At 62.8% G+C, this 25,530-nt stretch carries 24 protein-coding genes and 4 tRNA genes; 21 read left to right on the forward strand and 7 right to left on the reverse strand.

Annotated features, from left to right (window positions below):
- Nucleotides 1-17: 17 nt before the first annotated feature.
- Nucleotides 18-1,472 (reverse strand): D-alanyl-D-alanine carboxypeptidase/D-alanyl-D-alanine-endopeptidase, encoded by a 1,455-nt coding sequence (dacB, locus tag M5B96_RS12415; RefSeq protein ID WP_248796974.1) that lies wholly within the window; start codon nucleotides 1,470-1,472, stop codon nucleotides 18-20.
- Between the two features lie 231 nt (nucleotides 1,473-1,703).
- Between dacB and M5B96_RS12420 the strand changes: the two genes are divergently transcribed.
- On the forward strand, nucleotides 1,704-2,048 hold the full coding sequence (locus M5B96_RS12420) for a YggL family protein (protein ID WP_248796975.1): 345 nt from the start codon (nucleotides 1,704-1,706) through the stop codon (nucleotides 2,046-2,048).
- A 66-nt stretch (nucleotides 2,049-2,114) separates the two neighbouring features.
- Here M5B96_RS12420 and M5B96_RS12425 read toward each other — a convergent pair whose 3' ends face one another.
- Nucleotides 2,115-2,873: a hypothetical protein gene (locus M5B96_RS12425; protein ID WP_248796976.1), complete on the reverse strand. Its 759-nt coding sequence runs from the start codon at nucleotides 2,871-2,873 to the stop codon at nucleotides 2,115-2,117.
- A gap of 343 nt (nucleotides 2,874-3,216) precedes the next feature.
- Between M5B96_RS12425 and M5B96_RS12430 the strand changes: the two genes are divergently transcribed.
- From M5B96_RS12430 to M5B96_RS12445, 4 genes are all read left to right on the forward strand, one after another.
- Nucleotides 3,217-3,292: transfer RNA gene (locus tag M5B96_RS12430), tRNA-Glu, on the forward strand.
- Between the two features lie 2 nt (nucleotides 3,293-3,294).
- Nucleotides 3,295-3,370, forward strand: a tRNA-Gly gene (locus M5B96_RS12435).
- A 105-nt stretch (nucleotides 3,371-3,475) separates the two neighbouring features.
- Nucleotides 3,476-3,551, forward strand: a tRNA-Glu gene (locus M5B96_RS12440).
- Between the two features lie 3 nt (nucleotides 3,552-3,554).
- Nucleotides 3,555-3,630, forward strand: a tRNA-Gly gene (locus M5B96_RS12445).
- A 124-nt stretch (nucleotides 3,631-3,754) separates the two neighbouring features.
- Here the strand turns inward: M5B96_RS12445 and M5B96_RS12450 are convergent.
- Nucleotides 3,755-5,494 (reverse strand): dipeptidase, encoded by a 1,740-nt coding sequence (locus M5B96_RS12450; protein ID WP_248796977.1) that lies wholly within the window; start codon nucleotides 5,492-5,494, stop codon nucleotides 3,755-3,757.
- A gap of 180 nt (nucleotides 5,495-5,674) precedes the next feature.
- Nucleotides 5,675-6,313, reverse strand: coding sequence for a LysE family translocator (locus M5B96_RS12455; protein WP_248796978.1), 639 nt, complete (start codon nucleotides 6,311-6,313; stop codon nucleotides 5,675-5,677).
- A 103-nt stretch (nucleotides 6,314-6,416) separates the two neighbouring features.
- Here M5B96_RS12455 and M5B96_RS12460 point away from each other — a divergent pair, with 103 nt between their 5' ends.
- Nucleotides 6,417-7,349 (forward strand): LysR family transcriptional regulator, encoded by a 933-nt coding sequence (locus tag M5B96_RS12460; protein WP_248796979.1) that lies wholly within the window; start codon nucleotides 6,417-6,419, stop codon nucleotides 7,347-7,349.
- A gap of 133 nt (nucleotides 7,350-7,482) precedes the next feature.
- Here M5B96_RS12460 and M5B96_RS12465 read toward each other — a convergent pair whose 3' ends face one another.
- Both M5B96_RS12465 and M5B96_RS12470 read right to left on the reverse strand, forming a co-directional pair.
- Nucleotides 7,483-7,890: a PA2817 family protein gene (locus M5B96_RS12465; protein WP_191485096.1), complete on the reverse strand. Its 408-nt coding sequence runs from the start codon at nucleotides 7,888-7,890 to the stop codon at nucleotides 7,483-7,485.
- 90 nt (nucleotides 7,891-7,980) lie between these two features.
- Nucleotides 7,981-10,428 carry an acyl-CoA dehydrogenase gene (locus M5B96_RS12470; RefSeq protein ID WP_248796980.1) on the reverse strand — a complete coding sequence of 816 codons (2,448 nt, stop codon included), beginning with the start codon at nucleotides 10,426-10,428 and terminating at the stop codon, nucleotides 7,981-7,983.
- Nucleotides 10,429-10,736: 308 nt separating this feature from the next.
- Here M5B96_RS12470 and M5B96_RS12475 point away from each other — a divergent pair, with 308 nt between their 5' ends.
- From M5B96_RS12475 to M5B96_RS12485, 3 genes are all read left to right on the forward strand, one after another.
- Entirely contained in the window at nucleotides 10,737-11,360 is a 624-nt protein-coding gene (locus tag M5B96_RS12475) for a glutathione S-transferase (protein WP_248796981.1), read from the forward strand.
- Nucleotides 11,361-11,493: 133 nt separating this feature from the next.
- Nucleotides 11,494-12,426, forward strand: a complete 933-nt coding sequence (locus M5B96_RS12480; protein ID WP_248796982.1) for an ABC transporter ATP-binding protein — start codon at nucleotides 11,494-11,496, stop codon at nucleotides 12,424-12,426.
- Complete coding sequence (locus M5B96_RS12485) at nucleotides 12,423-13,202, forward strand: ABC transporter permease (protein WP_248796983.1); 780 nt, start codon at nucleotides 12,423-12,425, stop codon at nucleotides 13,200-13,202. The genes M5B96_RS12480 and M5B96_RS12485 overlap by 4 nt, the downstream gene beginning before the upstream one ends.
- Before the next feature lie 6 nt (nucleotides 13,203-13,208).
- Here M5B96_RS12485 and M5B96_RS12490 read toward each other — a convergent pair whose 3' ends face one another.
- Nucleotides 13,209-13,730: a DUF2062 domain-containing protein gene (locus tag M5B96_RS12490; protein WP_248796984.1), complete on the reverse strand. Its 522-nt coding sequence runs from the start codon at nucleotides 13,728-13,730 to the stop codon at nucleotides 13,209-13,211.
- Nucleotides 13,731-13,866: 136 nt separating this feature from the next.
- Here M5B96_RS12490 and M5B96_RS12495 point away from each other — a divergent pair, with 136 nt between their 5' ends.
- The 12 genes from M5B96_RS12495 (at nucleotide 13,867) to M5B96_RS12550 (ending at nucleotide 25,451) form a co-directional block, all read left to right on the forward strand.
- Nucleotides 13,867-16,083, forward strand: a complete 2,217-nt coding sequence (locus M5B96_RS12495) for a DNA internalization-related competence protein ComEC/Rec2 (RefSeq protein ID WP_248796985.1) — start codon at nucleotides 13,867-13,869, stop codon at nucleotides 16,081-16,083.
- Nucleotides 16,084-16,199: 116 nt separating this feature from the next.
- The gene (locus tag M5B96_RS12500; RefSeq protein WP_248796986.1) at nucleotides 16,200-16,835 is read left to right on the forward strand and encodes a MotA/TolQ/ExbB proton channel family protein; all 636 of its coding nucleotides are present in this window, start codon (nucleotides 16,200-16,202) and stop codon (nucleotides 16,833-16,835) included.
- Nucleotides 16,832-17,260 carry an ExbD/TolR family protein gene (locus M5B96_RS12505; protein WP_248796987.1) on the forward strand — a complete coding sequence of 143 codons (429 nt, stop codon included), beginning with the start codon at nucleotides 16,832-16,834 and terminating at the stop codon, nucleotides 17,258-17,260. The genes M5B96_RS12500 and M5B96_RS12505 overlap by 4 nt, the downstream gene beginning before the upstream one ends.
- Nucleotides 17,260-18,270 carry a tetraacyldisaccharide 4'-kinase gene (gene lpxK / locus M5B96_RS12510; protein ID WP_248796988.1) on the forward strand — a complete coding sequence of 337 codons (1,011 nt, stop codon included), beginning with the start codon at nucleotides 17,260-17,262 and terminating at the stop codon, nucleotides 18,268-18,270. The genes M5B96_RS12505 and lpxK overlap by 1 nt, the downstream gene beginning before the upstream one ends.
- A 25-nt stretch (nucleotides 18,271-18,295) precedes the next feature.
- Complete coding sequence (locus M5B96_RS12515; RefSeq protein WP_007931663.1) at nucleotides 18,296-18,481, forward strand: Trm112 family protein; 186 nt, start codon at nucleotides 18,296-18,298, stop codon at nucleotides 18,479-18,481.
- Nucleotides 18,478-19,242 (forward strand): 3-deoxy-manno-octulosonate cytidylyltransferase, encoded by a 765-nt coding sequence (gene kdsB / locus M5B96_RS12520; RefSeq protein ID WP_248796989.1) that lies wholly within the window; start codon nucleotides 18,478-18,480, stop codon nucleotides 19,240-19,242. The genes M5B96_RS12515 and kdsB overlap by 4 nt, the downstream gene beginning before the upstream one ends.
- A complete protein-coding gene (locus M5B96_RS12525; RefSeq protein ID WP_248796990.1) occupies nucleotides 19,242-19,706 on the forward strand; it encodes a low molecular weight protein-tyrosine-phosphatase in 465 nt (154 codons plus the stop codon). Before kdsB ends, M5B96_RS12525 begins: the two co-directional genes overlap by 1 nt.
- The gene (murB, locus tag M5B96_RS12530) at nucleotides 19,703-20,722 is read left to right on the forward strand and encodes a UDP-N-acetylmuramate dehydrogenase (protein ID WP_248796991.1); all 1,020 of its coding nucleotides are present in this window, start codon (nucleotides 19,703-19,705) and stop codon (nucleotides 20,720-20,722) included. The genes M5B96_RS12525 and murB overlap by 4 nt, the downstream gene beginning before the upstream one ends.
- 362 nt (nucleotides 20,723-21,084) lie before the next feature.
- Nucleotides 21,085-21,555 carry a (2Fe-2S)-binding protein gene (locus M5B96_RS12535; RefSeq protein WP_248796992.1) on the forward strand — a complete coding sequence of 157 codons (471 nt, stop codon included), beginning with the start codon at nucleotides 21,085-21,087 and terminating at the stop codon, nucleotides 21,553-21,555.
- Complete coding sequence (locus M5B96_RS12540) at nucleotides 21,552-23,870, forward strand: xanthine dehydrogenase family protein molybdopterin-binding subunit (RefSeq protein ID WP_248796993.1); 2,319 nt, start codon at nucleotides 21,552-21,554, stop codon at nucleotides 23,868-23,870. The genes M5B96_RS12535 and M5B96_RS12540 overlap by 4 nt, the downstream gene beginning before the upstream one ends.
- Entirely contained in the window at nucleotides 23,870-24,856 is a 987-nt protein-coding gene (locus M5B96_RS12545; protein ID WP_248796994.1) for an XdhC family protein, read from the forward strand. Before M5B96_RS12540 ends, M5B96_RS12545 begins: the two co-directional genes overlap by 1 nt.
- Entirely contained in the window at nucleotides 24,849-25,451 is a 603-nt protein-coding gene (locus tag M5B96_RS12550; protein ID WP_248796995.1) for an NTP transferase domain-containing protein, read from the forward strand. The genes M5B96_RS12545 and M5B96_RS12550 overlap by 8 nt, the downstream gene beginning before the upstream one ends.
- Nucleotides 25,452-25,530 lie beyond the last annotated feature (79 nt).

Consider the following 25,530-nt stretch of genomic DNA (forward strand, 5'->3'; position numbering starts at 1 on the left):
TTTTCCGAGGGCCCCGGTTACTCGTCCGAGCCGGCCACGCTGGGTTGGCGATACAGGTCGAGCAAGACCTGGTCGAGCACCGACGAGGCCCCCCACGGCTTCGGATCGTTAAGGATCGCCACTACCGCCCAGGTCGTGCCGTTATCGTCACGGCTGAAGCCGGCAATGGCGCGCACGGTGTTCAGGGTCCCGGTCTTGATATGTGCCTCGCCACGCATGGCGGTTTGCTTCAGGCGTTTGCGCATGGTGCCGTCGGTACCGACGATCGGTAGCGAGCTGATGAACTCCGCCGCATACGGGCTCTTCCAGGCCGATTGCAGCATGCTCGCCATTTCCCGCGCGCTGACCCGCTCGTCGCGGGACAGGCCGGAGCCGTTCTCCATCACCAGGTGCGGCGCGATGATGCCTTTCTTCGCCAGCCACTGGCGCACCACCCGCTGCGCGGCCTTGGCGTCATCGCCGTCGGCATCATTGCGATACTGCGCACCCAGGCTCAGGAACAGTTGCTGGGCCATGGTGTTGTTACTGTACTTGTTGATGTCGCGGATGATTTCCGTCAGGTCCGGCGAGTAGGCTCGGGCCAGGAGCTTGGCGCCCTTGGGCACCACGTCGGAGCGGTCCTTGCCATGGATGCTGCCGCCCAGTTCCTGCCAGATGGCGCGCACGGCACCGGCGGCGTAGGTCGGGTGGTCGAGCAGCGACAGGTAGGTCTGCGAGCTGCAGCCTTCGGCCAACTGACCGCTGACGGTGACCAGGGTGGTGCCGTCGTCCTGGGACACCGGGTTGTAGCGCACGTCGCCGGAGCACTGTTTGGCACTGACCACCTTGACCTGATTGTCGATGCGGATACTGGCAATTGGCGGCTCCACCGAGACCAGTACCTTGCCCGAGTCGTTGCGGGCAACGAAGCGCAGGGCCTTGAGATTGACCATCAGCGCATCCGGCTTGACCAGGAACGGCTTGTTCTCGTCGTTGCCGTCGTCATTGAATTCCGGCAGTTGTGGCTGGATGAAGAAGCTGCGGTCGAGGACCAGGTCGCCGGTCACCTGGTTCACGCCGTTGGCTCGCAGGTCACGCATCAGCAGCCAGAGCTTTTCCATGTTCAGCTTCGGGTCGCCGCCGCCCTTGAGGTACAGGTTGCCCTGCAGGACGCCGTTGCTCAGGGTGCCATCGGTGTAGAACTCGGTTTTCCACTGATGGTTGGGGCCGAGCATTTCCAGGGCAGCGTAGGTGGTGATCAGTTTCATGGTCGAGGCCGGGTTCACCGACACGTCGCCATTGACCACGGTGGGGGTGCCCGGGCCGTCGAGCGGCAGCATCACCAGGGACAGGGCATCGTTTTGCAGCTTGCTGGCCCTGAGGGCCTGCTGGACCTTGGGTGAAAGACTGTTATTGGCGGGCGCTGCCTGGCTTGGGAAGGCCAGGGGAAGAAACAGGCCGGCAAGCAACAGCGGACGTAAAGATTTGATCATGTGAAGTGGAACCCTACCGTCGAGGGGAAAATACGAGGGCATGTCGACAAAAATCCCTCAATGGTCGTGAAAGTGACGGCATTATGCCCCAAGGCAGCACGGCTTGGGCCTGGGGCCGGCGACGCAAGGCTGATTTTTTTCCGCGGATCGACGAGGCGTCACTACAGATCCGGGCAATTGCAGCCTTAAACTGCTAAAGTGCCGCCCGTTATTACTTTTGAGGATTGTTTCATGGCGACTAACCGTTCCCAGCGTCTGCGCAAAAAGCTGTGCGTCGATGAATTTCAGGAGTTGGGTTTCGAGCTGAACCTGGATTTCAAAGAAGACCTGAGTGAAGAGGCTATCGACGCTTTCCTCGACGCATTCCTGAAAGAAGCGATGGAAGCCAACGGTCTGGGTTATGTCGGCGGCGATGACTACGGTCTGGTTTGCCTGCAGAAGCGCGGCTCGGTCAGCACCGAACAGCGTGCCAACGTTGAAGCCTGGCTCAAGGCTCGCAGCGAACTGACCTCCGTTGAAGTCAGCCCGCTGATGGACGTCTGGTACCCGGAAAAGCCGATCAATCCGGTCGCCTGATTTTTCGGTAGTAGATAAAAAAACGGACAAGCCTGGCTTGTCCGTTTTTTTATGCCTGCGATTCCATCAGTCGTAGATGGCTTTCTTCTTCCAGTCGGCGTCGGCTTCGACATCCTTCAGGCCCTGGGTCAGTTCGTTGACATCTTCCTCGGTCGGCTTGATGTTGGTCAGTACCATGGAGTTGGCGCGGGCCAGCAGCTTTTCCATGAAGATCAGCTGTTCGTTGTATACCGCCGGTTCAGGCTGCTTGCGCAGGTATTGCACGCCGCGCTCGAAGGCCAGGCGCGCCTGCCCCGGTTGCTCCTGTTGCAGGGCATGCTGGCCGAGGTTGTTGAAGAACTCGATATGCAGCAGCACCAGGATATGCCGCACTTCGCGGATCCAGTGCTTGGCTTCGGTGGCGGGGAGGAAGCCGTCCTGGGCCGCACGGGTGATCTGGCCGTGCAGGGCTTCGAGGAGGAAGCGTACATCCTTGGCCTTGGCTTCGGTCTGGATCGGGCCGGGTGGGTTGTTGACCGGAATCGATTCGCCCTGGCTGACCAGCGCCGTGAGCTCGGTCACCCGGGCCTTGAACTTGCTGTTGGTCTTGTCCATGTTCAACAGGCGCTGGTTCACGTTGAGTTCCAGGCGTGCCAGCAGCAGCTTGAGGGCCGGGCTCATCAATTGGCCGGGGAAGGTCTCGGTGATTTCGCCGCAGCGGCGCAGGCGGTCATTGAGCTCGACCTTGAGCCGGGCCTTCTCCAGTTTGCGGCTTTCCGCCATATGGTTGAGGAAGCCAATGGCGATCAGGAGAAAGATCCCGGCTGCGACCAGCAGGGTGATCATGAGTGGTGTCACCGTTAAGACCTCTTCAAGGTGTAATGCTAACGAGTGTAGTGGCTTGGCGTTTTCGCCGATAGCGTTGAGCGACGCGTTGCAGGCGTCAGGGATAGAGCACATCGCCACTATTTCCCGAGGCGAACTATAGCCTCTTGTCGGGCGCCAGAATATAGGCGCCAACGAGCAGACGCGAGGGCAGCCGGGAAAGGCCTATAAAGGGGGGCGAAGTCATTGATTTAAATAAATTTATCCTTGGGGGTTGACGACCCATCGATCCATCCATAGAATGCGCGCCACTTGCAGCGTAAAGCACACAGCGAAGCGCGGCAGGGAGTGAATGTTGTAGCGTGTCCCCTTCGTCTAGTGGCCTAGGACACCGCCCTTTCACGGCGGTAACAGGGGTTCGAGTCCCCTAGGGGACGCCAATGCGGGAATAGCTCAGTTGGTAGAGCACGACCTTGCCAAGGTCGGGGTCGCGAGTTCGAGTCTCGTTTCCCGCTCCATTTTTAAACAGCACTGCTTTCGGGCGGGGCTGAGTGAAACCAGAACCGATATCTTCGGATACGGATTTGGGCACTGGAATACACACCATGTGTTTCAGTTAGCGTGTCCCCTTCGTCTAGTGGCCTAGGACACCGCCCTTTCACGGCGGTAACAGGGGTTCGAGTCCCCTAGGGGACGCCATTTGCGGGAATAGCTCAGTTGGTAGAGCACGACCTTGCCAAGGTCGGGGTCGCGAGTTCGAGTCTCGTTTCCCGCTCCATATTCAAAAAAACGCCGCTCAGTGATGAGCGGCGTTTTTGTTTGTGCGTGATTCAGCCATTGCGCTTCGACTTCGCCACGCCTCAAGGCAGTGGGCCCGCCGCGATGGCGGGTCCTGAACGGGATCAGAGCTTCGGCAACTGCCCGATACGCCCCATCATTTCGGTCACGATCTGCAGGTCCAGGAGGAACTGCTCGACGGTCTTGAACTCATTGTCGGTGTGGCCGGTGTACTTGACCTCGGGCCGGGCCAGGCCGAATTGCACGCCATTGGGCAGCTCATGGACCGAAGTCGCGCCGGCGGAGGTGCCGAACTTGTGTTCCATGCCCAGGTTTTCGCTGGCGACGGCCAGCAGCGCCTTGACCCATTCACCCTCGGGGTTGCGGTACATCGGTTCGGCGATCGAGTAGTCGAGGGTCGGCGCAATCCGGGTTTTTTGGCTCCAGGCCATCAGCTTGTCGGCGATTTCGCTCTTCAGCACCTGCGGCGACTTGCCCTTCGGTACCCGCAAGTTGACCGCGAGCTTGAAGGTGGTTTCATCCATCCCGACATAGGTCGGGGATGCCGTCAGCGGTCCCATGAAGACGTCGGAAAAGCCCACGCCCAATTTGCCACCCAGGTAGTCCAGGCCCCAGTTGTCGGCGGCATAGCGAGCGGCATCGGTGATCTGGTTGTGCTTGAGCGCGACCTTGCCGTCCAGGCTGTTGATGAAGTCCAGCATCCTTGCCACCGGGTTGACGCCTGACTCGGGCTCGGAGGAGTGGGCGGAAACACCGGTGACCGTCAGCTTGACCTCGTGGCCGACGACCTTGGCGCTGACCTCGAAGTTACCGCCATTGCGCTTGGCATAGTCAGTGCCGGCCTGCCGCAGGCTGGCGGCCAGTTCGGCGGGGTGGTCACTCACCAGGGTGGCGACCGAGGTCGACGGAATCTGGTTGCTGGCCATGCCGCCAGTCATCGAGGTGATCTCCGCGCCCTGGCCCTCGGCTTGGCGTCGGGTAAATTTCGCCATGACCGTGCCGTAGCCTTTCTCGGCAATCACCACCGGGTAGCCGCCATCCAGTGCCAGGTTGTAGTTGGGTACCGGGTTATGTTCGAAGTAATAGGGGATGGCATCGCCGCTGGTCTCTTCGGTGGTGTCCACCAGCAGTTTGAAGTGCCTGGCCAGTGGCAGCTGTTCTTCCTTGATGATCTTCATGGCATAGAGCGCCACCACGATACCGTTCTTGTCATCCTCGGTGCCCCGGCCATACATGCGGTCGCCGATCAGGGTGAGCTTGAACGGATCGAGGCGGGTACCGTCTTTCAGTACCCAGTTCTCCGGCGTCACTGGCACCACATCGGCATGGGCGTGAATACCGACGACTTCATCGCCACTGCCATCGAGGGAAATTTCATAGACGCGGTTGTCGATGTTGCGAAAGTTCAGGTTGAAGGCCTGGGTCAGGCCCTTGAGTTTGTCGGCGATCCTGATGAATTCGGGATTTTCGTGCTGGGCCACGCCGTCCACGCGGAAGGTTGGGATGGCCACCAGCTCACGCAAGGTCTCGGTGGCCGCGTTGCCGTATTTCACCCGGGCATAAAGGCCAAGCAGGCGATGGATCGTGTTCTGCTGTTCCGTGGAAAGGCGCTTGTTGTCGAGGAAGGCCTGGATGGCCGGGCCGAGGTCGTCGGTCTTGGCCAGGTCGCTCTTGCCCAGGCGTCCCAGGAACTGCCTGAAATCCGTGACGGATGCATTCCTGAAGCTGCCGAGGATGGCCACGTTCTGTTGCGGGGTGACGTTGGCATCTGCCGGCATGGCGAACGACGAAAGACTGGCCAGCATCAGGCTGGTGGTGACCAGCTGTTTGAGTGGGAAATTCATTACGGGGAGCATTCCTTTGCAGGTGTCTTGTGGGAAAAATCTGATCGATAAGACAGAAACCTTTGCAAGTTAACATCGTGAGGGCGTGGGGCGGGAGTCCCCGGAGTAGGATTTTTCCCAGGGAAATGCACACCACGCCGGATCTGTTTTCGTCGGCAGGGCAGGGTGTCAGCGGGCCACTTATAAAGACAGCATCAGGCGTCCGGCAAACAGAATCAGCACCATGCCCATGGTGCGTTCGAACCAGTGGCCCATCTTCAGGAACGCCAGGCGGACCCGTTCGCTGGAAAACAGCAGGCTGACCAGGATGAACCACAGCGCATTGACGCTGCACATCCACAGGCCGTATAGCGCCTGGATCTTCAGTGGGGTCGAGGCGCTGACCACTGTGGTGAAGATCGCCAGGAAGAACAGCGTGGCCTTGGGGTTGCTGGCATTGGTCAGGAAACCCACCGTAAAGGCCTTGGCCAGGCTCTGCCGCGGAAATCCGTCGGCGGCTTGGCCGAAGTCCGTGCGCGCGGCCTGGGCTTTGCTGCGCAGCAGGTTGATGCCCAGATAGAGGATGTAGCCGCCGCCGATCACCTTGGCCACGTTCAGCAGCCAGGGCGCGCTGTGCATCAGCGCGCCGACTCCGAGCAGGGTGTAGAGCACATGTACCGAGATCCCGGCACCGATGCCGAGGGCGGTGATCACGCCGATCAGCCGGCCGAAGCGCACACTCTGGCGGATGGTCACGGCGAAATCCGGGCCGGGGGCGACCACGGCGAGAAAGTGAATGCCCGCCAGGGCGAGGAATTCGTTCAAGTAGTGGGGGTTCATAGTGATTCCAGGCTGAATGATCGTCGGATCGGGTGAGTGTCGTCAGTATAAAAAGGCTGTTAGCCTGTGATAATCCGATCAGATTTCAATGGACCTGTGCGTCATGAGCATAAATCCGCCGCTGGCGTTGCTGGGCGAAATGGCTATTTTCGTCAAGGTGGTCGAGACCGGCAGCTTCTCCGAAGCCGCGCGCCAGCTCGGTTCGTCGCCCTCGGCGGTGAGCCGCTCGATTTCCCGCCTGGAAAAGGCCCTGGCGACCCGGCTGCTGCAGCGCACCACGCGCAAATTGCGCTTGAGCGACAGTGGTGAAGAAACCTTCAAGCGTTGCCGGGAGATGGTCAGCGCGGCCCGTTCGGTGATGGAAATCAGCGGTCAGTACACCGATGAAGCCCAGGGACTGGTGCGGGTCAGCGTGCCGAAGGCAGTGGGGCGCTTTGTCGTGCATCCGCATATGCCGGAGTTTCTGCGGCGTTACCCGCAGGTGGATGTGCAGATGATTCTCGAGGATCGACCGGTAGACCTGATCGAAGACAATGTCGACCTGATCCTGCGTATTACCGACCACCCGCCGGTCGGGCTGGTGGGCCGGCAGTTGATGCCCATCGAGCATCTGCTCTGTGCGACCCCGCGGTATCTGGCCGAGCACGGCACGCCGCAGCATCCCCATGACCTGCTGGAGCACAGTTGCATTTTCCTGGGGGACACGCCCAACGACGCGCGCTGGAAGTTCAGGCAGGGCGGCAAGTCGGTGACCGTCGGGGTGCGCGGGCGCTATGCGGCCAATCACACCGGGGTGCGGCTGGATGCGGTGTTGCAGCATATCGGCATTGGCAGCCTGCCGTATTTCACAGCGCGGCATGCCCTGGAGCAGGGCCTGGTCGTCCAGGTACTGCCGGCCTGGACCTTCCTGGCGTCCTATCACGGCGGCCTGTGGCTGCTGTATACGCCGACGCCCTACCTGTCGCCGAAATTACGGGTGTTTATCGACTACCTGGTGGAGCGCCTGGCCCACGAGCCGACATTGCGCAAAGGGTGAGTGTGGCGCTAAACCTGTAGGAGCCGGCTTGCCGGCGATGAGGCCCTTGAGCCTTGCGGCGCCCATCCTGACGCCATCGCCGGCAAGCCGGCTCCCACAAAGGCCGCGCTCAGCCTTGGGGGAGCGGTTTGTATCAGTGCTTGCTGTCCTGGGTCGAGAGCGCCAGCAACTGCTTTTCCTGGTTCCAGTCGAACGGTTCGTCGTTCTGCTCGGCTTCATAGCGGCGCTCTTCCAGTGCCTGGTACAGCTCCAGTTCCTCATCCGGCATGTAATGCAGGCAGTCACCACCAAAGAACCACAGCAGGTCGCGTGGCACCAGATGGGCAATTTGCGGATAACGCTGGATGACCTGGCACAGCATGTCCTGCCCCAGGTACTGGCTTTCGACCGGCTCGACCGGCAGTTGCGCACGCAGCTCATCGAAACGTTCGAGGAACAGCGCGTGGCTTTCTTCGGGTACCTGGTCGGCTTCGCCGACGGCAACCAGGATGCTGCGCAGGTGGTCGAGCAGGACCAGGTGATCGGCAACGACATTGGACATGACAGGGGTCCTCAAGGGTAAAACGGGCGCGAGAGTATAAGGCTCTCGACGCCCGTTGTCGTGTCAGGTTGCCCGGCCAGCGCCCGCTCCTTAGCGAACCTTGCCTTTGCCAAGTCCCAGTTCCGCCTTGCTGAAATCATCCACGTCGATGACATTGCGTCGCGCCGCCTCCGCCTGGCGCAGGGTTTCGGCTTCGGCGGGCTGCAATACACCGGCCTCCAGGGCCGCATCGATGGCCGATTCCTCTGCGCATGGCTTGACCTGGCCACTCTTGAGCGCAGTGTGCAGCTTTTTCTGCAGCTCATGGCTGGCAGCCAGCAGGTCGTAGGCCTGTTGCAGGGCACCGACCGGATCGCTTGCCGATTGCGGGCGGTAGCAGCCTTCGAGCACGGCCTCCAGCGCCGGATCGCCCTTGGCCCTAGCCAGTACGGCGGCGACCTCGCCATCCAGTTCGTCGGAGGGTCCGGAATGCCGACGCCCGAACGGAAACACCAGCACTCGCAGCAAGCAGCCGAGCACGCGGTTCGGGAAGTTCTTCAGCAGTTCGTCCAAGGCCCGTTCCGAGTGCCCGAGACTCTCTTCCATGGCCCAGGTGAACAGCGGCTGCAGATATTCCGGGGAGTCCAGGTCGTGGTAACGCTTGAGTGCCGCCGACGCCAGGTACAGGTGGCTGAGTACATCCCCCAGGCGTGCCGACAGCCGTTCGCGGCGCTTCAGTTCACCGCCCAGCAGCATCATGCACAGGTCCGCCAGCAGGGCGAACGCTGCCGCCTGGCGGTTCAGCGCGCGGAAATAGCCCTGGCTCAGGCGATTGCCCGGCGCCGCCTCGAAATGCCCGAACCCCAGGTTCAGGACCAGGCTGCTGGCGGCATTGCTGATGGCAAAGCCGATGTGATCGAGCAGCAGCTTGTCGAACTCCAGTAGCGCCTGGTCGTGATCCTCGCGGGCGGCGAGGGCCATTTCCTTGAGAACGAAGGGATGGCAGCGAATCGCGCCCTGGCCGAAGATCATCAGGTTGCGCGAGAGGATGTTCGCCCCTTCCACGGTGATGAAGATCGGCGCGCCCTGCCAACTGCGGCCCAGGTAGTTGTTCGGGCCCATGATGATGCCCTTGCCACCGTGGACGTCCATGGCATGGCCGATACACTCGCGACCGCGTTCGGTCAGGTGGTACTTGAGAATCGCCGAGAGCACCGAGGGTTTCTCGCCGAGGTCGACGGCATTGGCCGTGAGCATTCGCGCACTGTCCATCAGCCAGGCGTTGCCGCCGATACGGGCGAGGGCTTCCTGGATACCCTCGAAGGCGGCCAGCGGTACGTTGAACTGTTCGCGGACCTGCGCGTACTGGCCGGTCACCAGGCTGGTGAACTTGGCCGCACCGGTGCCCACCGCCGGCAGCGAGATCGAGCGGCCCACCGACAGGCAGTTCATCAGCATCATCCAGCCCTTGCCGAGCATGTCTTGGCCGCCGATCAGGAACGACAGCGGAATGAACACGTCCTTGCCCGAGTTCGGCCCGTTCATGAAGGCCGCGCCCAGCGGCAGGTGACGCCGGCCGATCTCGACCCCGGGGGTGTCGGTGGGAATCAGCGCGAGGCTGATGCCCAGGTCTTCCTCTTCGCCCAGCAGATGCTCCGGGTCATGGGCCTTGAAGGCCAGCCCGAGCAAGGTCGCCACCGGACCCAGGGTAATGTAGCGCTTTTCCCAGTTCAGGCGCAGGCCGAGGACTTCCTCGCCCTGCCATTGGCCCTTGCAGACCACCCCGGTGTCCGGCATGGAGCCGGCATCGGAGCCGGCCAGCGGGCCGGTCAGGGCAAAACACGGGATATCGTCGCCACGGGCCAGGCGTGGCAGGTAGTGGTTGCGTTGTTCATCGGTACCATAATGCAGCAGCAGTTCCGCGGGACCAAGGGAATTGGGCACCATCACGGTGGAGGCGAGGTCGCCGCTGCGGGTCGCCAGTTTCATCGCCACCTGGGAGTGGGCGAGGGCGGAAAAGCCCTTGCCGCCGAATTCCTTGGGGATGATCAAGGCAAAGAAGCCGTGCTCCTTGATATGCGCCCAGGCTTTGGGCGGCAGGTCCATGGCCTGGCCGATCTGCCAGTCGCTGACCATGGCGCAGAGCTCTTCGGTCGGACCGTCGATAAACGCCTGTTCCTCCTCGGTCAACCGGGCCTTGGGATAGGCCAGCAGCTTGTTCCAGTCCGGACGGCCGCTGAACAGCTCGCCATCCCACCAGACGGTACCGGCGTCGATGGCGTCGCGCTCGGTCTCGGACATCGGCGGCAGGACCTTGCGGAACCAGGCGAACAACGGGGCGGTGAACAGCTTGCGGCGCAGATCGGGCAGCAACAGCGCCGCCGCGACAACCGCCAGCAACACCCACAGCACCAGCATCAGGCTGCCCGGCGCATGGCCGAACCTGCCCATCGCGATGAGGTAGACGGCGACCATGCCGAGTACGGGAAGCGGAGCGACTCGACGATGCGCCAGCCAGGCGACGCCGATCACCAGTACCAGTATCCATAACAGCAGCATGTTCAATCCTCCTTAAAGACAGCACCAAAACACCTCCAGAGCTTAGTCGGCATCCGGTAAACAGGGCATGGGGCTGTGTGTCCAAATCTGTAGACATGGGTTTGCAGGTGCAACGGCCCGGGCGACCTGGTCCAAAAGTGAGCAGGCTATCGATAGTGACCGCCCCGTGTCGGCGGAGTTCGCCGATTTTGCCACGGTCTGCGTCGCGACGAAGGTCATCCGCTCTGCTACTTTCCTTGTGCGCCAGGATTTGAGCCAGGGCTGTTCGGGCGTAGACTGCGTCGGCATTTATCCATAGAGAGGCTGTCATGCTGAGAATCTGGGGTAGGAAAAATTCGTCGAACGTCAGAAAAGCCTTGTGGTGTGCCGAGGAGCTTGGCCTGCCTTATGAGTCGCTGGATGCCGGCGGAGCCTTCGGTGTAGTTGATACACCCGAATATCGCGCGAAAAACCCTAACCAGCTGGTGCCGATGATCGAGGACGGTGATTTCGTCCTCTGGGAATCGAACGCCATCGTGCGCTACCTGACCGCCAAGCATGCCGCCGGGTCCAACTGGTTCTCCAATGATCTGCAGGCGCGGGCCAAGGCGGACAAGTGGATGGACTGGACCACCTCGTCCTTTGCCACGCCGTTTCGCGGGGTGTTCTGGGGGGTATTGCGCACCCCCGCCGAGCAGCAGGATTGGGCCGCGATCAACGCGTCGTTGAAAATCTGCGCCGACCTACTGCAGCGGGTCGATGCGGCGCTGGCCGAACAACCCTACCTGTCGGGCGAGGAGATCGGCATGGGCGATATCCCCCTCGGCAGCTTTATCTATGCCTGGTTCGAAATGCCCATCGAGCGTCCGCCGATGCCCCATTTGAGTGCCTGGTACGAACGCTTGAAACAACGCCCGGCCTACCAGCGCGCAGTCATGACCGCGTTGACTTAATAGCCACTATTAACGCCGGTTGCTGTACTTGTGCGGCGAGGCCAAGCACCATGGTGCCGATTCGCCGCCGTTGCATTGAAAACGGTGTGCCCTTATTTAGTTCTTTCCTCCCTTCTTGGTGCATGAATCCGATATGAGTTCCGCTCTGTCCATCCGGCAGCTAACCAAAACCTACGGCAACGGTTTCCAGGCCCTGAGTGGTATCGATCTGGACGTCGCCGAAGGTGATTTCTTCGCCTTGCTCGGCCCTAACGGTGCCGGCAAGTCCACCACCATCGGCATTCTCTCGACCCTGGTGAACAAGACCAGCGGTACGGTCAAGGTGTTCGGCCACGACCTCGATCGCGAACCCGCCGCGCTCAAGCGCTGTATCGGCGTGGTGCCACAGGAATTCAACTTCAACCAGTTCGAGAAGACCTTCGATATCGTCGTGACCCAGGCCGGTTACTACGGCATTCCGGCGAAAATCGCCAAGGAACGCGCCGAGCAGTACCTGACCCAACTGGGCCTGTGGGACAAGCGCGATGTGCCGTCGCGGTCGTTGTCCGGCGGCATGAAGCGCCGGCTGATGATCGCCCGGGCGCTGGTGCATGAGCCGCGCCTGCTGATCCTCGACGAGCCGACCGCGGGGGTCGATATCGAACTGCGTCGTTCGATGTGGACCTTCCTCACCGAACTGAACCAGAAAGGCATCACCATCATCCTCACCACCCATTACCTGGAGGAGGCTGAGCAGTTGTGCCGCAATATCGGCATCATCGATCACGGCACCATCGTCGAAAACACCAGCATGCGCCAGTTGCTCAGCCAACTGCATGTGGAGACCTTCCTGCTCGACCTGAAGAACGATCTGCAGCAACCGCCACAACTGATCGGTTATCCGAGCAAGCTGCTGGACAGTCGCACCCTGGAAGTGCAGGTCGACAAGGACGCGGGTATCACGGCGTTGTTCGGGCAGTTGGCCACGCAGCAGGTCGAGGTCCTGAGCCTGCGTAACAAAACCAATCGCCTGGAGGAGCTGTTCGTGTCCCTGGTGGAAAAAAACCTGTCGAAGGTGGCGGTATGAGTTCGGAACTGCAACCCAACCTGGTCGCGCTCAACACCATCGTTTACCGCGAAGTCCGGCGGTTTACCCGGATCTGGCCACAGACCCTGCTCCCCCCGGCCATCACCATGGTCCTGTACTTCGTGATCTTCGGTAACCTGATCGGCCGGCAGATCGGCGGCATGGGTGGCTTCACCTACATGGAGTACATCGTGCCGGGCCTGATCATGATGTCGGTGATCACCAACTCCTACGGCAACGTGGTCTCGAGTTTCTTCGGCAGCAAGTTCCAGCGCTCCATCGAAGAGTTGATGGTTTCGCCGGTCTCGCCGCATACCATCCTGATCGGCTACACCCTCGGCGGTGTCCTGCGTGGGCTGATGGTGGGGATCATCGTGACCCTGCTCTCGCTGTTCTTCACCCACCTGCAGGTCCATCACCTGGGGGTGACCTTGCTGGTGGTGATACTGACGGCGACGATTTTCTCGCTGCTGGGGTTCATCAACGCGGTTTTTGCACGTAACTTCGACGATATCTCGATTATCCCGACCTTCGTGCTGACGCCGCTGACCTACCTCGGCGGAGTGTTCTACTCGATTACCCTGCTGCCACCGTTCTGGCAGACCGTGTCGCTGGCCAACCCGGTGCTGCACATGGTCAACGCCTTCCGCTACGGCATTCTCGGGGTGTCGGACATCCGCATCAGCGTGGCCATCACCTTCATGCTGGTGGCGACGGTGGCCCTCTACATCGGTTGTGCGCGGCTGCTGGTCAGCGGCCGCGGTATGCGCCAGTAAGGACTCTCATGGATGGCGGCGTCGTTCCAGGCGCCGTTTCCACTGCCTGGCCACCCACCAGCGCCAGTAGCTCATGGTCAGGTAATAGCCCAGGGCGCCCAGCGCCACTCCCAATACCAGCGAACCCAGCAACAGCGGTTGCCAGAGTGTCGACAGCTGCGCGCTGATCCATTCCCAGCTGAGTTCGTCCGGCAGGCCGCGGGGCGGCACGTGCAGCAGCCAGGCGCCGAGCTGGTAGGCACAATAGAAGATCGGTGGGATCGTCAGCGGGTTGGTCAGCCACACCAGGCTGACGGCAATCGGCAGATTACCGCGCACGAGGATCGCCAGGAACGCCGCCAGCAGCATCTGCAGGGGCATCGGCATCAAGGCTGCAAACAGGCCCACCGCCATGGCCCGCGCCACTGAGTGCCTATTGAGGTGCCAGAGGTTCGGATCGTGGAGCAGGGGACCGAAAAAACGTAAGTGTTTATGTTCCCTGATGCGGGTCGGGTCCGGCATGTAGCGTTTGAATAAGCGACGCGGCATAAGGCTTCTCTGGCGATTCAGGCAGGCAGTATGCCCGGATTTTACGGGCGGCCGATTCAGACTTTGTGACAGTAAATAAAGCACCGTCCGCGTAACCCGGCTATTCCGAGAACTGAATGGGTTCAAGGAGGGTTTTATGCGCACAGGGATGTTGGCGCTGGCTGCAGGGCTTCTGGCCTTGCGTTTCCTGCCGCAACTGCCGCCCGGCGGGCTGCTGCTGGTGTTGCCAGTGCTCGGTTTGATGCTGTTGCCGTTTCGCGTTTATCCCCTGGCGTTGTTTCTGTTCGGCTGCACCTGGGCCTGTTTCCAGGCGCAACGGGCGCTGGATGATCGGCTGGCACCAGCGCTGGACGGTCGGACGTTGTGGGTGGAAGGCCGGGTGGTCGGTTTGCCGCAAGCTGACGAACAGGTGGTGCGCTTCGAACTGGCCGACGCGACTTCGCGTCGGGCGCGGTTGCCGGCGCGTTTGCGGCTGTCCTGGTTCGGCGGCCCGGATCTGCGCAGTGGCGAGCGCTGGCGCCTGGCGGTGCAGCTCAAACGCGGGCAGGGCTTGCTCAATCCCGCCGGGTTCGATTATGAAGCCTGGCTGCTCGCTCGCGGCATCGGCGCCACTGGCACGATCAAGGACGGGCAGTTGCTGCTCCCTGCCAGCGGCGGCTGGCGCGATACGCTCAGGCGGCGTTTGCTGCAAGTCGATAGCCAGGGGCAGTCGGCAACCCTGGTGGCGCTGGTGCTGGGTGACGGCTCGGGGCTGTCGGCACAGACCTGGCGCGTGCTGCAGGACACCGGCACCCTGCATCTGCTGGTGATTTCCGGCCAGCATATCGGGCTGTGCGCGGGGCTGGCCTACGCCTTGATCGCCGGGTTGGCACGTTATGGCCTGTGGCCGGGTCGTTGGCCCTGGCTGCCCTGGGCGTGCGGCCTGGCGTTCGCCGCGGCGCTGGGTTACGCGTTGCTGGCCGGTTTCGGCGTGCCGGTGCGCCGGGCCTGCGTGATGCTCGCCATGCTGCTGCTGTGGCGTTTGCGTTACCGCCACCTGGGGACGCTGGCGCCGTTGCTGGCGGCCTTGAACCTGGTGCTGTTATTCGACCCGCTGGTGAGTTTGCAGGTGGGATTCTGGTTGTCCTTTGCCGCCGTGGCGGTGCTGATCTTCACCTTCAGCGGACGCCTGGGCGCCTGGAGTTTCTGGCAGGGCTGGACCCGTGCGCAATGGGTGATCGCCCTCGGCTTGTTTCCCGCACTGCTGGTACTGGGCCTGCCGGTCAGTCTCAGCGCGCCACTGGCCAACTGGGTCGCCGTGCCCTTGATCGGCCTGCTGGTATTGCCCTTGACCTTGCTCGGCACACTGCTGTTGCCGCTGCCGTGGCTGGGGGAGGGGTTGCTGTGGCTGGCCGGCGGACTGTTGGGTTACTTGTTCCAGGGGCTTGAATGGCTGGCCGCGCAAGTCCCGGCCTGGGTGCCGGCGGTCGTTCCATTCTGGGCCTGGGCGCTGAGTGGCCTGGGTGTCCTGCTGTTGCTGCTGCCCGCCGGTATCCCCCTGCGGCCCTTGGGTTGGCCGTTGGCGGCGTTGGCGGTGTTGGCGCCTTCAGCGCAGGTGGCGCCGGGCGAGGCCGAGATCTGGCAACTGGATGTCGGCCAGGGCCTGGCGATCCTGGTCCGAACCCGCCAGCACAGCCTGTTGTATGACGCCGGCCCGCGCTTCGGCGAGTTCGACCAGGGCGAACGGGTGGTGTTGCCGTCCTTGCGCAAGCTGGGGGTGCGGCAACTCGATACGCTGCTGCTCAGCCATGCGGATGCCGATCACGCCGGCGGTGCCCTGGCCGTGCGGCGCGGCTTGCCGGTGGGCGAAGTGCTCGGCGGAGACCCCGCGGGCCTGCCCGCGGCGTTGCGGGCCCAGCCCTGTGTCAGTGGCCGGCAGTGGCAGTGGGATGGCGTACGTTTTGCCTTGTGGCGCTGGCCCCAGGCCCGGGACAGCAATCAATCCTCCTGCGTCCTGCAGATCGAGGCCAATGGCGAGCGCCTGCTGCTGACCGGCGATATCGATGTCGCGACCGAGCGGGCCTTCCTTGACAGTCCGCTGGCGCTGGCCAGCGACTGGCTGCAGGCTCCCCATCACGGTAGCCGCAGTTCGTCGTCGCTGGTTTTCCTGCAACGCCTGTCGCCCCGTGGCGTGTTGATTTCCCGTGGGCGGGGCAATGCCTTCGGTCATCCGCACCCGCAGGTCATTGCGCGTTACAAAGCCTTGGACATGGCGATCTTCGACAGCGCGGAACAGGGCGCGTTGCGCCTGTTGCTGGGACGCTTCGACGAACCGCGGGCCCTGCAAGCCGAGCGGCGTTTCTGGCGGCAATAGCTTGGGCTTTTCCAATAACCCTGGGTTATTAAAGTGCTCCGGGTTGCGACATCACGATCTTCGGCCCGTGCAACCCCTATGTTAGAGTGGCGCACTTTTTCGAGGGGACTGTCACTGTGTGGGAATTGGTCAAGTCCGGCGGTTGGATGATGCTGCCGATCATTTTGAGCTCCATCGCTGCCACGGGCATTGTCGCCGAGCGCCTGTGGACGCTGCGGGCCAGCCGCGTGACCCCGGAACATCTGCTCGGGCAGGTCTGGCGCTGGATCAAGGACAAGCAACTGGACAAGGAAAAACTCAAGCAACTGCGCGCCGATTCCCCCCTGGGCGAGATCCTCGCCGCGGGTCTGGCGAACTCCAAGCATGGTCGCGAGATCATGAAAGAGTGTATCCAGGAAGCCGCCGCCCGGGTCATCCACGAGCTGGAGCGCTACCTCAGCGCCCTCGGCACCATTGCCGCCATGGCGCCCTTGCTCGGCTTGCTGGGCACGGTGCTGGGCATGATCGACATCTTCAGTTCGTTCATGAGTACCGGCATGACCACCAATGCATCGGTGCTCGCCGGAGGGATTTCCAAGGCGCTGGTCACCACGGCTTCGGGCCTGATGGTCGGGATTCCGGCGGTGTTCTTCCATCGCTTCCTGTTGCGCCGGGTCGATGAGCTGGTGGTGGGCATGGAGCAGGAAGCGATCAAGCTGGTCGAGGTGGTGCAGGGCGACCGCGACGTCGACATGCCCGAGGGTAAAGCGTGAAATTCCGCCGCAAGCCCCTGGAGCCCGTGGATATCAACGTGACGTCGTTGATCGACGTGGTGTTCGTCCTGCTGCTGTTTTTCGTCACCACCACCACCTTTACCCGCCAGACCGAGTTGCGGGTCGATCTGCCGCAGGCGGTCAGCGGTTCGCCGGCCGAAGACCATATTCCCAAGCAACTGGATATCGCCATCAGTGCCGATGGCGTCTACACGGTGAACAACCAGCGCCTGCCGACCAATGACCTGGCCAGCCTGATGGACGCGGTGCAGAGAGAGTCCGGCGGCGATACCAGCCTGCCGCTGTCGATCAGCGCCGATGGCAAGACCCAGCACCAGGCCGTGATCACCGCGATGGATGCGGCCGGCAAGCTGGGTTTCAGCCATCTGCGCATGACCACTGTCGAAGCGGCGCCGGCACCCTGATGAGCTTCTCCGAGCGCCTGCTCGCCGCCTGGTACGACGGTCATCCGGCGTTGGCCCTGCTGCGCCCGCTGGAGTGGCTGTATCGTCGGGTGGTCGATGGCAGGCGTGCGCGTTTCGTCGCGGGCGAAGGCGCGATCTACCAACCTCCCGTACCCTTGATCGTGGTGGGCAATATCACCGTCGGCGGCACTGGCAAGACACCGATGATTCTCTGGCTGATCGAGCATTGTCGGCAGCGTGGCCTGCGGGTCGGCGTGGTCAGTCGGGGCTACGGCGCCAAGCCGCCGCAGTTACCCTGGCGGGTGCGAGCCGACCAGGCGGCGGCGCTGGTCGGTGACGAGCCGTTGCTGATCGTCCAGCGCAATGGCGTGCCGCTGATGATCGATCCGGACCGCAGTCGAGCGGTCCAGGCCCTGCTGGCGACGGAAAAACTCGACCTGATCCTGTCCGACGATGGCCTGCAGCACTACCGCCTGGCCCGCGACCTGGAGTTGGTACTGATCGACGCCGTCCGCGGCCTGGGCAATGGCCGTTGCCTGCCCGCCGGTCCGCTGCGTGAACCGATTGAACGCCTGCAAAGTGTCGATGGGGTGCTCTACAACGGCGCCAGCGAGGACCGTGACAACGGCTTCGCCTTTCGCCTGCAACCGACGGCGCTGGTCAACCTGCTGACCGGCGAGCGCAAGCCGGTCGATCATTTTCCCCGCGGGCAGGCCGTGCATGCGGTCGCCGGTATCGGCAACCCGCAACGTTTCTTCAATACCCTCGAAACGCTACACTGGCAGCCTGTACCCCATGCCTTTGCCGACCATGCCGAGTACAGCGCCGGGGCCTTGCGCTTCGAACCGACGCTGCCGCTGGTGATGACCGAAAAGGATGCGGTGAAATGCCGGGCCTTCGCGGCGCCCGACTGGTGGTACCTGGCGGTGGACGCGTTGCCGTCCGAGGCCTTCACGGCCTGGTTCGACACCCAGTTGCTACGGCTGTTGCCCGACCGTCTCTTGCCCTAAACCCGTTTTTATCCAGGGAACCTTCATGGACACCAAACTGCTCGACATCCTCGCTTGCCCGATCTGCAAGGGTCCCCTCAAGCTCAGCGCCGACAAGACCGAGCTGATCAGCAAGGGCGCCGGCCTGGCCTATCCGATCCGCGACGGCATCCCGGTGATGCTGGAAAGCGAAGCCCGGACCCTGAGCACCGACGAGCGCCTGGACAAATGACCACCCCGTTCGTCGTTGTCATTCCGGCGCGCTTTTCCTCCACCCGCCTGCCGGCCAAGCCGCTGCAGTTGATCGCCGGCAAGCCGATGATCCAGCACACCTGGGAACAGGCGTGCAAAAGCAGCGCCCAGCGGGTGGTGGTGGCCACCGATGATGCGCGTATCGTCGAGGCCTGCCGGGCCTTTGGCGCCGAAGCGCTGCTGACCCGCGAAGATCACGAATCCGGCACCGATCGCCTGGCCGAGGTGGCCGCTTTGCTGGGCCTGGCGGCGGACGACATCGTCGTCAACGTCCAGGGCGACGAGCCGTTGATTCCGCCGGTGGTGATCGACCAGGTCGCGGCCAACCTCGCGGCCCACAGTGAAGCGCGCATGGCCACCCTGGCCGAGCCGATCCATGACCTGGAAACCTTGTTCAATCCGAACGTGGTCAAGGTGGTCAGCGATATCAATGGCCTGGCGTTGACCTTCAGTCGCGCGACCTTGCCCTGGGCGCGGGATGATTTTGCCATCAGTCGCGAGCAGATGCCGTCAGGCGTACCGTTCCGTCGGCATATTGGCATCTACGCCTATCGTGCCGGCTTCCTGCATGACTTTGTCAGCTGGGGCCCGTGCTGGCTGGAAACCACCGAACGCCTGGAGCAACTGCGGGCGTTGTGGCACGGCGTGCGGATTCACGTCGCCGATGCCTTGGAGGCGCCACCGACCGGCGTCGATACGGCGCAAGACCTTGATCGTGTTCGTCGGTTGTTGGAGGCCTGATGCGGGTTCTGTTTGTCTGCCTGGGCAATATCTGTCGTTCGCCCACGGCCGAAGGTGTCTTGCGGCACAAGTTGCGTGAGGCCGGCTTGGCCGAACGGATCGAGGTGGCTTCCGCCGGCACCGGTCCCTGGCATGTCGGCAAGTCGCCGGACAGCCGCAGCCAGCGAGCGGCGCGGATGCGCGGCTATGATCTGTCGGCCCAGCGCGCGCGGCAGGTCGACGCGGCGGATTTCAACCGCTACGACCTGATCCTGGCCATGGACCAGAGCAACCTGCGTAACCTCAAGTTGCTCCGGCCAGCCCAGGGCAAGGCCGAACTGGACCTGTTCCTGCGCCGTTATGACGGCGCGGTGGAGGAAGTGCCGGATCCGTACTACGACGAAGAACATGGTTTCGAGCAGGTGCTGGACCTGATCGAGCTGGCCTGCGATCGGCTGGTGATCGAACTCAAGGGGCGTCTATGACCCTGCAAGTGCAAGCCGGGGTGTCCCTCAAACCCTATAACAGTTTTGGCGTCGATGTCCGTGCGCAGTGGTTCGCCGAGGCCCACAGCGATGCCGATGTCCGCGAGGCCCTGGCCTATGCGGCGCGGCATCGACTGCCGTTGCTGGTAATCGGCGGCGGCAGCAACCTGTTGCTGACCGCCGATATCCAGGCCCTGGTGTTGCGCATGGGCACCCGGGGGGTTCGGCTGCTGGAGGATGATGGCGTCAATGTCGTGATCGAGGCGGAGGCCGGCGAACCCTGGCATCCCTTTGTGCTGTCGACCCTGGCCCAGGGCTGGAGTGGTCTGGAAAACCTCAGCCTGATTCCCGGCACCGTCGGCGCCGCGCCGATGCAGAACATTGGCGCCTACGGGGTCGAGATCAAGGATGTGTTCGCCGGCCTGACCGCACTGGACCGTGAGACCGGCGAGCTACGCGAGTTCTCCCTGCAAGAGTGCCGGTTCGGTTATCGCGACAGCCTGTTCAAACATGCCGCCGGGCGCTGGTTGATCCTGCGGGTGCGCTTTGCCTTGAGCCGTGTCGAGCACCTGCACCTGGGTTATGGCCCGGTGGCCACGCGCCTGGCCGAGCAGGGCGTCAGCCAGCCGACCGCGCTGGATGTGAGCCGCGCCATTTGCAGCATTCGCAGCGAAAAGCTCCCGGACCCGGCGGTGTTGGGCAATGCCGGCAGTTTTTTCAAGAACCCGCTGGTTTCGGCGGCGTTGGCGGCTGAGCTGAAGTCGCTGCATCCTGGCCTGGTGAGTTATCCACAGGCCGACGGCCAAGTGAAACTGGCGGCGGGTTGGCTGATCGAGGCGGCAGGCTGGAAGGGCTTTCGCGACCAAGACGCCGGGGTGCATCGCTTGCAGTCGCTGGTGCTGGTCAACTATGGCGCGGCGAGCGGCCTGCAATTGCTGGCGTTGGCGCGGCGGATCCAGGCTGACATCTTGCAACGCTTTTCCGTTGAGCTGGAAATGGAACCAAATCTCTACTGAGGCTATGCTCTTAGCGATAGTGGAGTCATATCCACTATCGCCATCGCTCGGAGTTTCGCCGCACTCTGTCGTCGTACGCGAAACCCTGTAGGAACCGGCTTGCCGGCGATAGCGACGCGGCATTCACCGCCGTTATCACGGACAGGCCCGATTCAGAGCGATCCAGCGTACACCAGGCTTTTTTCCGAATACGGCTTTCCCTTCGCCGGCCAACGGCGTAAAAACAGATCCCAAGAAAGGCCCGATGAAGCGTTCGCTTCATGAGAGAGCCCATTAGCCTGAGTCGATCCGCCCCGTGTCGAACCGTGGCACTCAACGGCGGATGGCTCGACCCCATAACCCTGAACTATGCGGGCGTGCCCATGATTACCCTGAAACTCAACGGTCAAGACCATCCACTGGACGTCACCGAGGATATGCCGCTGCTCTGGGCGATCCGCGACGTGGCGGGTTATACCGGGACCAAATTCGGCTGCGGCATGGGCCTGTGCGGAGCCTGTACCGTGCACATCGACGGCCTGCCGGCGCGTTCCTGCATTACTCCCGTCGGCTCCGTGGTGGGACAGAGCATCAGCACCATCGACAACCTGCACAGCGATCCGGTCGGCCAGGCGGTACAGCAAGCCTGGTTGGACGGCGGTGTCGCCCAGTGCGGTTTCTGCCAGGGCGGGCAGATCATGTCGGCGACGGCCTTGCTCAAGGTCAACCCCAAGCCCAGTGATGCCCAGATCGAAGAGGCGATGGTCGGGAATATCTGTCGGTGCGGGACCTATAACCGTATCAAGACGGCCATTCACCAGGCTGCTGCCCATCTGCAGGAGGCCAAGGCATGAATACGTCCCTGAACGATTTCGTCCTGAGCAATCTCAGTCGGCGCGGCTTTCTCAAGGGCGTCGGCGCCACCGGTGCGCTGGTGCTGGCGGCGAGCTGGGGCTTGCCCGAGGCCTTTGCCGAAGGCGAGCAGAAATATGGCGCCGACCATATGCCCAATGGCTGGGTCGATGATCCCAAGGTCTATGTGAGTATCGAGGCCGATGGTAGCGTGACGGTGATCTGCAACCGCTCCGAAATGGGCCAGGGCGTGCGCACCAGCCTGAGCATGGTGGTGGCCGACGAGCTCGAGGCCGATTGGGCCCTGGTCAAGGTCAGGCAAGCGCCGGGCGACGAAGTGCGTTTCGGCAACCAGGACACCGACGGTTCACGCAGCATGCGCCATTGGTACGAGCCGATGCGGCGTTGCGGCGCGGCGGCCCGGAGCATGCTCGAACAGGCGGCGGCCGCGCAATGGAAAGTGCCGCTGGCGGAATGCCGGGCGCAGTTGCACAAGGTTATCCACAGCCCGAGCGGCCGTGAGCTCGGGTATGGGGCCCTGGCGGCGGCTGCCGCCGCGTTGGCCGTTCCGGCCCGCGACAGCCTGAAGCTCAAGCAAGCGTCGGAATTCCGCTATATCGGCAAGGAGTCGAACCGGGCCATCGACGGGGCGGATATCGTCAATGGCCGGGCCTTGTATGGTGCCGATGTGCATTTCGAGGGCACGCTCTACGCCACCGTGGCACGGCCGCCGGTGTACGGGGGCAAGGTCAAGTCCTTCGATGCCGCCGTGGCGCTGAAAGTCCCGGGCGTACTCAAGGTCGTGGAAATCGAAAGTCGCCCGTTGCCTTCCGAATTCCAGCCGCTGGGCGGGGTGGCGGTGATCGCCAGCAACACCTGGGCGGCGATCAAGGGCCGCGATGCGCTGACGATTATCTGGGATGACGGTGTCAACGCCAGTTATGACTCCGTGGCCTACCGCCAGGAACTGGAAGCGTCGGCGCGCCAGCCCGGCAAGGTGGTGCGCGATACCGGCAATGTCGAAGAGGCCCTGAAGCGCGCCGACAGTCAGTTCGAAGCCGGGTATTACCTGCCGCATCTGGCCCAGTCGCCGATGGAACCAATGGTCGCCATCGCCCGTTTCGACGACGGCCATTGCGAAGCCTGGGCGCCAACCCAGGCGCCCCAGGTCACCCGCGAGCGGATTGCCGAGCGCCTGGGGATCGGCTTCGACCAGGTGACGGTCAACGTGACTCTGCTCGGCGGCGGTTTCGGGCGCAAGTCCAAACCGGACTACATCATCGAGGCGGCCATCCTTGCCAAGGAAATGCCGGGCAAGGCCGTGCGCGTGCAGTGGACCCGCGAGGACGACATCCACTACTCCTATTTCCATACCGTGTCGGCGGAATACCTGCGGGCCAGCCTTAACAAGGACGGTACGCCGTCCGGTTGGCTGCACCGTACCGTGGCACCGAGTATCACGGCACTGTTCGCGCCCAACATGAACAACGAGGGTGCCTTCGAGCTGGGCATGGGCTTTACCAACATGGCCTACAACATTCCCAATGTGCGCCTGGAAAATCCGCAGGCCAAGGTGCATACGCGGGTGGGCTGGTACCGTTCGGTGTCGAACATCCCCCATGGTTTCGCCATCCAGAGTTTTGTCGACGAACTGGCCCATAAAGCCGGCCAGGATCCACTGGCCTATCAACTCCAGCTGCTGGCGCCGGATCGCCAGATCGATCCGCGCACCCTGAGCGAGCAGTGGAACTACGGTGAGTCCCCTGAGCGTTATCCCATCGATACCGGACGTATGCGCGCGGTCCTGGAAACCGCGACCAAGGCCGCCGGCTGGGGCCGCAAGCTGCCCGCGGGGCGCGGCCTGGGGTTGGCGGTGCATTACAGCTTTGTCACCTATGTGGCGGCGGTGATCGAGGTCGAGGTCAAGGACGATGGCAGCCTGATCGTGCTCAAGGCCGATATCGCCGTGGACTGTGGTCCGCAGATCAACCCGGAGCGGATCCGCTCGCAGTTCGAAGGGGCCTGCGTCATGGGCCTGGGCAACGCCGTGCTGGGCGAGATCAGCTTCAAGGAGGGCAAGGTGCAGCAGGACAATTTCCATATGTACGAAGTGGCGCGCATGTCCCTGGCGCCGAAGGAAGTGGCGGTGCATCTGGTCACGCCGCCGGGCGAGGTGCCATTGGGCGGCGTCGGTGAGCCGGGCGTGCCGCCGATTGCGCCGGCGTTGTGCAACGCGATCTTTGCCGCCACCGGCAAGCGTATCCGCAACCTGCCGGTACGTTACCAGTTGCAAGGCTGGAACCAGGTGAAAGCCTGATGGACAGTGTTGATCTGAATGTCCTGCGCAGCGTCCTGCAATGGCGCCGCGCGGGGCAGCGGGTGCTGCTGTACAGCGTGGTCCAGACCTGGGGCAGCGCGCCACGGCCGCCGGGGGCGATGCTGGCCTTGCGCGAGGACGGCGTGGTGATCGGCTCGGTGTCCGGAGGCTGCATCGAGGACGACCTGATCCAGCGTTTGCAGGATGGGCGCCTACCGGAGGACGGGCCGCCGGTGCAACTGGTGAGCTATGGCGTGAGCCGCGACGAGGCGGCGCGTTTTGGCCTGCCCTGTGGCGGGACCTTGCGCCTGACCGAGGAGCGGGTCGGCGATCCGGGTTGGGTCGAGCAGTTGCTGGCGCGCTGCGAGGCCCATGAGATTGTCGCCCGGGAGCTGGACCTGGCGACCGGCGAAGTGACCTTGAGCGACGCGGGCAAGAGCGACACCCTGAGTTTTGACGGGGAGCGCTTGCGGGCGATCTACGGTCCGCGCTGGCGTTTGCTGTTGATCGGTGCCGGGCAGTTGTCGCGCTATGTGGCGGAAATGGCCCGCTTGCTGGATTTCGAAGTCTTGATCTGCGATCCCCGCAAGGAGTTTGTCTACGGCTGGGAAGAGCAGCACGGACGCTTTGTACCGGGCATGCCTGACGAGGCGGTGCTGAATATCCAGACCGACGAGCGTACGGCCATCGTCGCCCTGACCCATGACCCGCGACTGGATGACATGGCGTTGCTCACGGCCTTGAATTCCCGGGCGTTCTACATCGGTGCCTTGGGCTCGCGGGTCAACAGCCAGAAACGCCGGGAAAACCTGGCGGCGTTGGGCCTGAGTGCGGAGGCCATTGCCCGTCTGCATGGCCCGATTGGCCTGCACATCGGCAGCCATACCCCGGCGGAAATTGCCTTGTCCTTGCTGGCGGAAGTCGTGGCGATCAAGAACGGTGTCGAATTACGCCAGAAAAAACCGGAGTTGGCGACCCGTGCGTGAGTCGGTTGCGGCCCTTGTCCTGGCGGCGGGGCGGGGCAGTCGCTTTCGACAGGCGGCGGGGGCTGATCAGGACAAGTTGCTGGCGAGCTGTGTGGGGCGTGATGGTGTCGAGCGGGCTGTGTTGGAGCATGTGCTGCTGAGTTTGCCGCAGGGGCTTGGAGCCCGGTTGCTGGTGACAACAGCGGATCGCCTGGAGGTCATTCATCTGGCGCAGGTGTATGGCTGTCGGGTGCTGCTGATCGAGTCGACGGGCATGGGCGACAGCCTTGCCGCCGCAGTGGCGGCGACGGCCGATCGGGCCGGGTGGCTGGTGCTGCTGGGGGATATGCCGTTTATCCTGGCGGAGACGGTTACGCGGGTGATGGCGGGGATTGAAGACGACGCTATCTGTGTGCCGGTCTTTGAAGGCGAGTATGGGCATCCGGTGGGGTTCGGACGCTTGTTTGGGCCGGCCTTGATGGGGTTGTCGGGGGATCGCGGAGCCAGGCTCCTGTTCGCGGGCGGTAGAGTACGAGAGGCGCCTGTCGAAGACCCGGGTCTGCTTTGGGATGTGGATAGGCCTGAGCATTTGGTATTTTCGCGGAAAATTTGTTGATGTCGGCGCAGGTTCAATCGTACTCGTATGTCGGCTCGGAGCAGGCGAGTGCTCCTATTTTTGAACCTTTGATTGGGAT

Origin of the sequence: Pseudomonas sp. MWU13-2105, from assembly GCF_023242315.1 — a bacterium.
Classification (GTDB): domain Bacteria; phylum Pseudomonadota; class Gammaproteobacteria; order Pseudomonadales; family Pseudomonadaceae; genus Aquipseudomonas.

Excerpts from the sequence above, each read along its gene's own strand:
- dacB (WP_248796974.1), bottom strand. The coding sequence starts at position 1,472 with ATGATCAAATCTTTACGTCCGCTGTTGCTTGCCGGCCTGTTTCTTCCC.
- M5B96_RS12420 (WP_248796975.1), top strand. The coding sequence starts at position 1,704 with ATGGCGACTAACCGTTCCCAGCGTCTGCGCAAAAAGCTGTGCGTCGAT.
- M5B96_RS12425 (WP_248796976.1), bottom strand. The coding sequence starts at position 2,873 with ATGATCACCCTGCTGGTCGCAGCCGGGATCTTTCTCCTGATCGCCATT.
- M5B96_RS12450 (WP_248796977.1), bottom strand. The coding sequence starts at position 5,494 with ATGAATTTCCCACTCAAACAGCTGGTCACCACCAGCCTGATGCTGGCC.
- M5B96_RS12455 (WP_248796978.1), bottom strand. The coding sequence starts at position 6,313 with ATGAACCCCCACTACTTGAACGAATTCCTCGCCCTGGCGGGCATTCAC.
- M5B96_RS12460 (WP_248796979.1), top strand. The coding sequence starts at position 6,417 with ATGAGCATAAATCCGCCGCTGGCGTTGCTGGGCGAAATGGCTATTTTC.
- M5B96_RS12465 (WP_191485096.1), bottom strand. The coding sequence starts at position 7,890 with ATGTCCAATGTCGTTGCCGATCACCTGGTCCTGCTCGACCACCTGCGC.
- M5B96_RS12470 (WP_248796980.1), bottom strand. The coding sequence starts at position 10,428 with ATGCTGCTGTTATGGATACTGGTACTGGTGATCGGCGTCGCCTGGCTG.
- M5B96_RS12475 (WP_248796981.1), top strand. The coding sequence starts at position 10,737 with ATGCTGAGAATCTGGGGTAGGAAAAATTCGTCGAACGTCAGAAAAGCC.
- M5B96_RS12480 (WP_248796982.1), top strand. The coding sequence starts at position 11,494 with ATGAGTTCCGCTCTGTCCATCCGGCAGCTAACCAAAACCTACGGCAAC.
- M5B96_RS12485 (WP_248796983.1), top strand. The coding sequence starts at position 12,423 with ATGAGTTCGGAACTGCAACCCAACCTGGTCGCGCTCAACACCATCGTT.
- M5B96_RS12490 (WP_248796984.1), bottom strand. The coding sequence starts at position 13,730 with ATGCCGCGTCGCTTATTCAAACGCTACATGCCGGACCCGACCCGCATC.
- M5B96_RS12495 (WP_248796985.1), top strand. The coding sequence starts at position 13,867 with ATGCGCACAGGGATGTTGGCGCTGGCTGCAGGGCTTCTGGCCTTGCGT.
- lpxK (WP_248796988.1), top strand. The coding sequence starts at position 17,260 with ATGAGCTTCTCCGAGCGCCTGCTCGCCGCCTGGTACGACGGTCATCCG.
- M5B96_RS12515 (WP_007931663.1), top strand. The coding sequence starts at position 18,296 with ATGGACACCAAACTGCTCGACATCCTCGCTTGCCCGATCTGCAAGGGT.
- kdsB (WP_248796989.1), top strand. The coding sequence starts at position 18,478 with ATGACCACCCCGTTCGTCGTTGTCATTCCGGCGCGCTTTTCCTCCACC.
- M5B96_RS12525 (WP_248796990.1), top strand. The coding sequence starts at position 19,242 with ATGCGGGTTCTGTTTGTCTGCCTGGGCAATATCTGTCGTTCGCCCACG.
- murB (WP_248796991.1), top strand. The coding sequence starts at position 19,703 with ATGACCCTGCAAGTGCAAGCCGGGGTGTCCCTCAAACCCTATAACAGT.
- M5B96_RS12535 (WP_248796992.1), top strand. The coding sequence starts at position 21,085 with ATGATTACCCTGAAACTCAACGGTCAAGACCATCCACTGGACGTCACC.
- M5B96_RS12540 (WP_248796993.1), top strand. The coding sequence starts at position 21,552 with ATGAATACGTCCCTGAACGATTTCGTCCTGAGCAATCTCAGTCGGCGC.
- M5B96_RS12545 (WP_248796994.1), top strand. The coding sequence starts at position 23,870 with ATGGACAGTGTTGATCTGAATGTCCTGCGCAGCGTCCTGCAATGGCGC.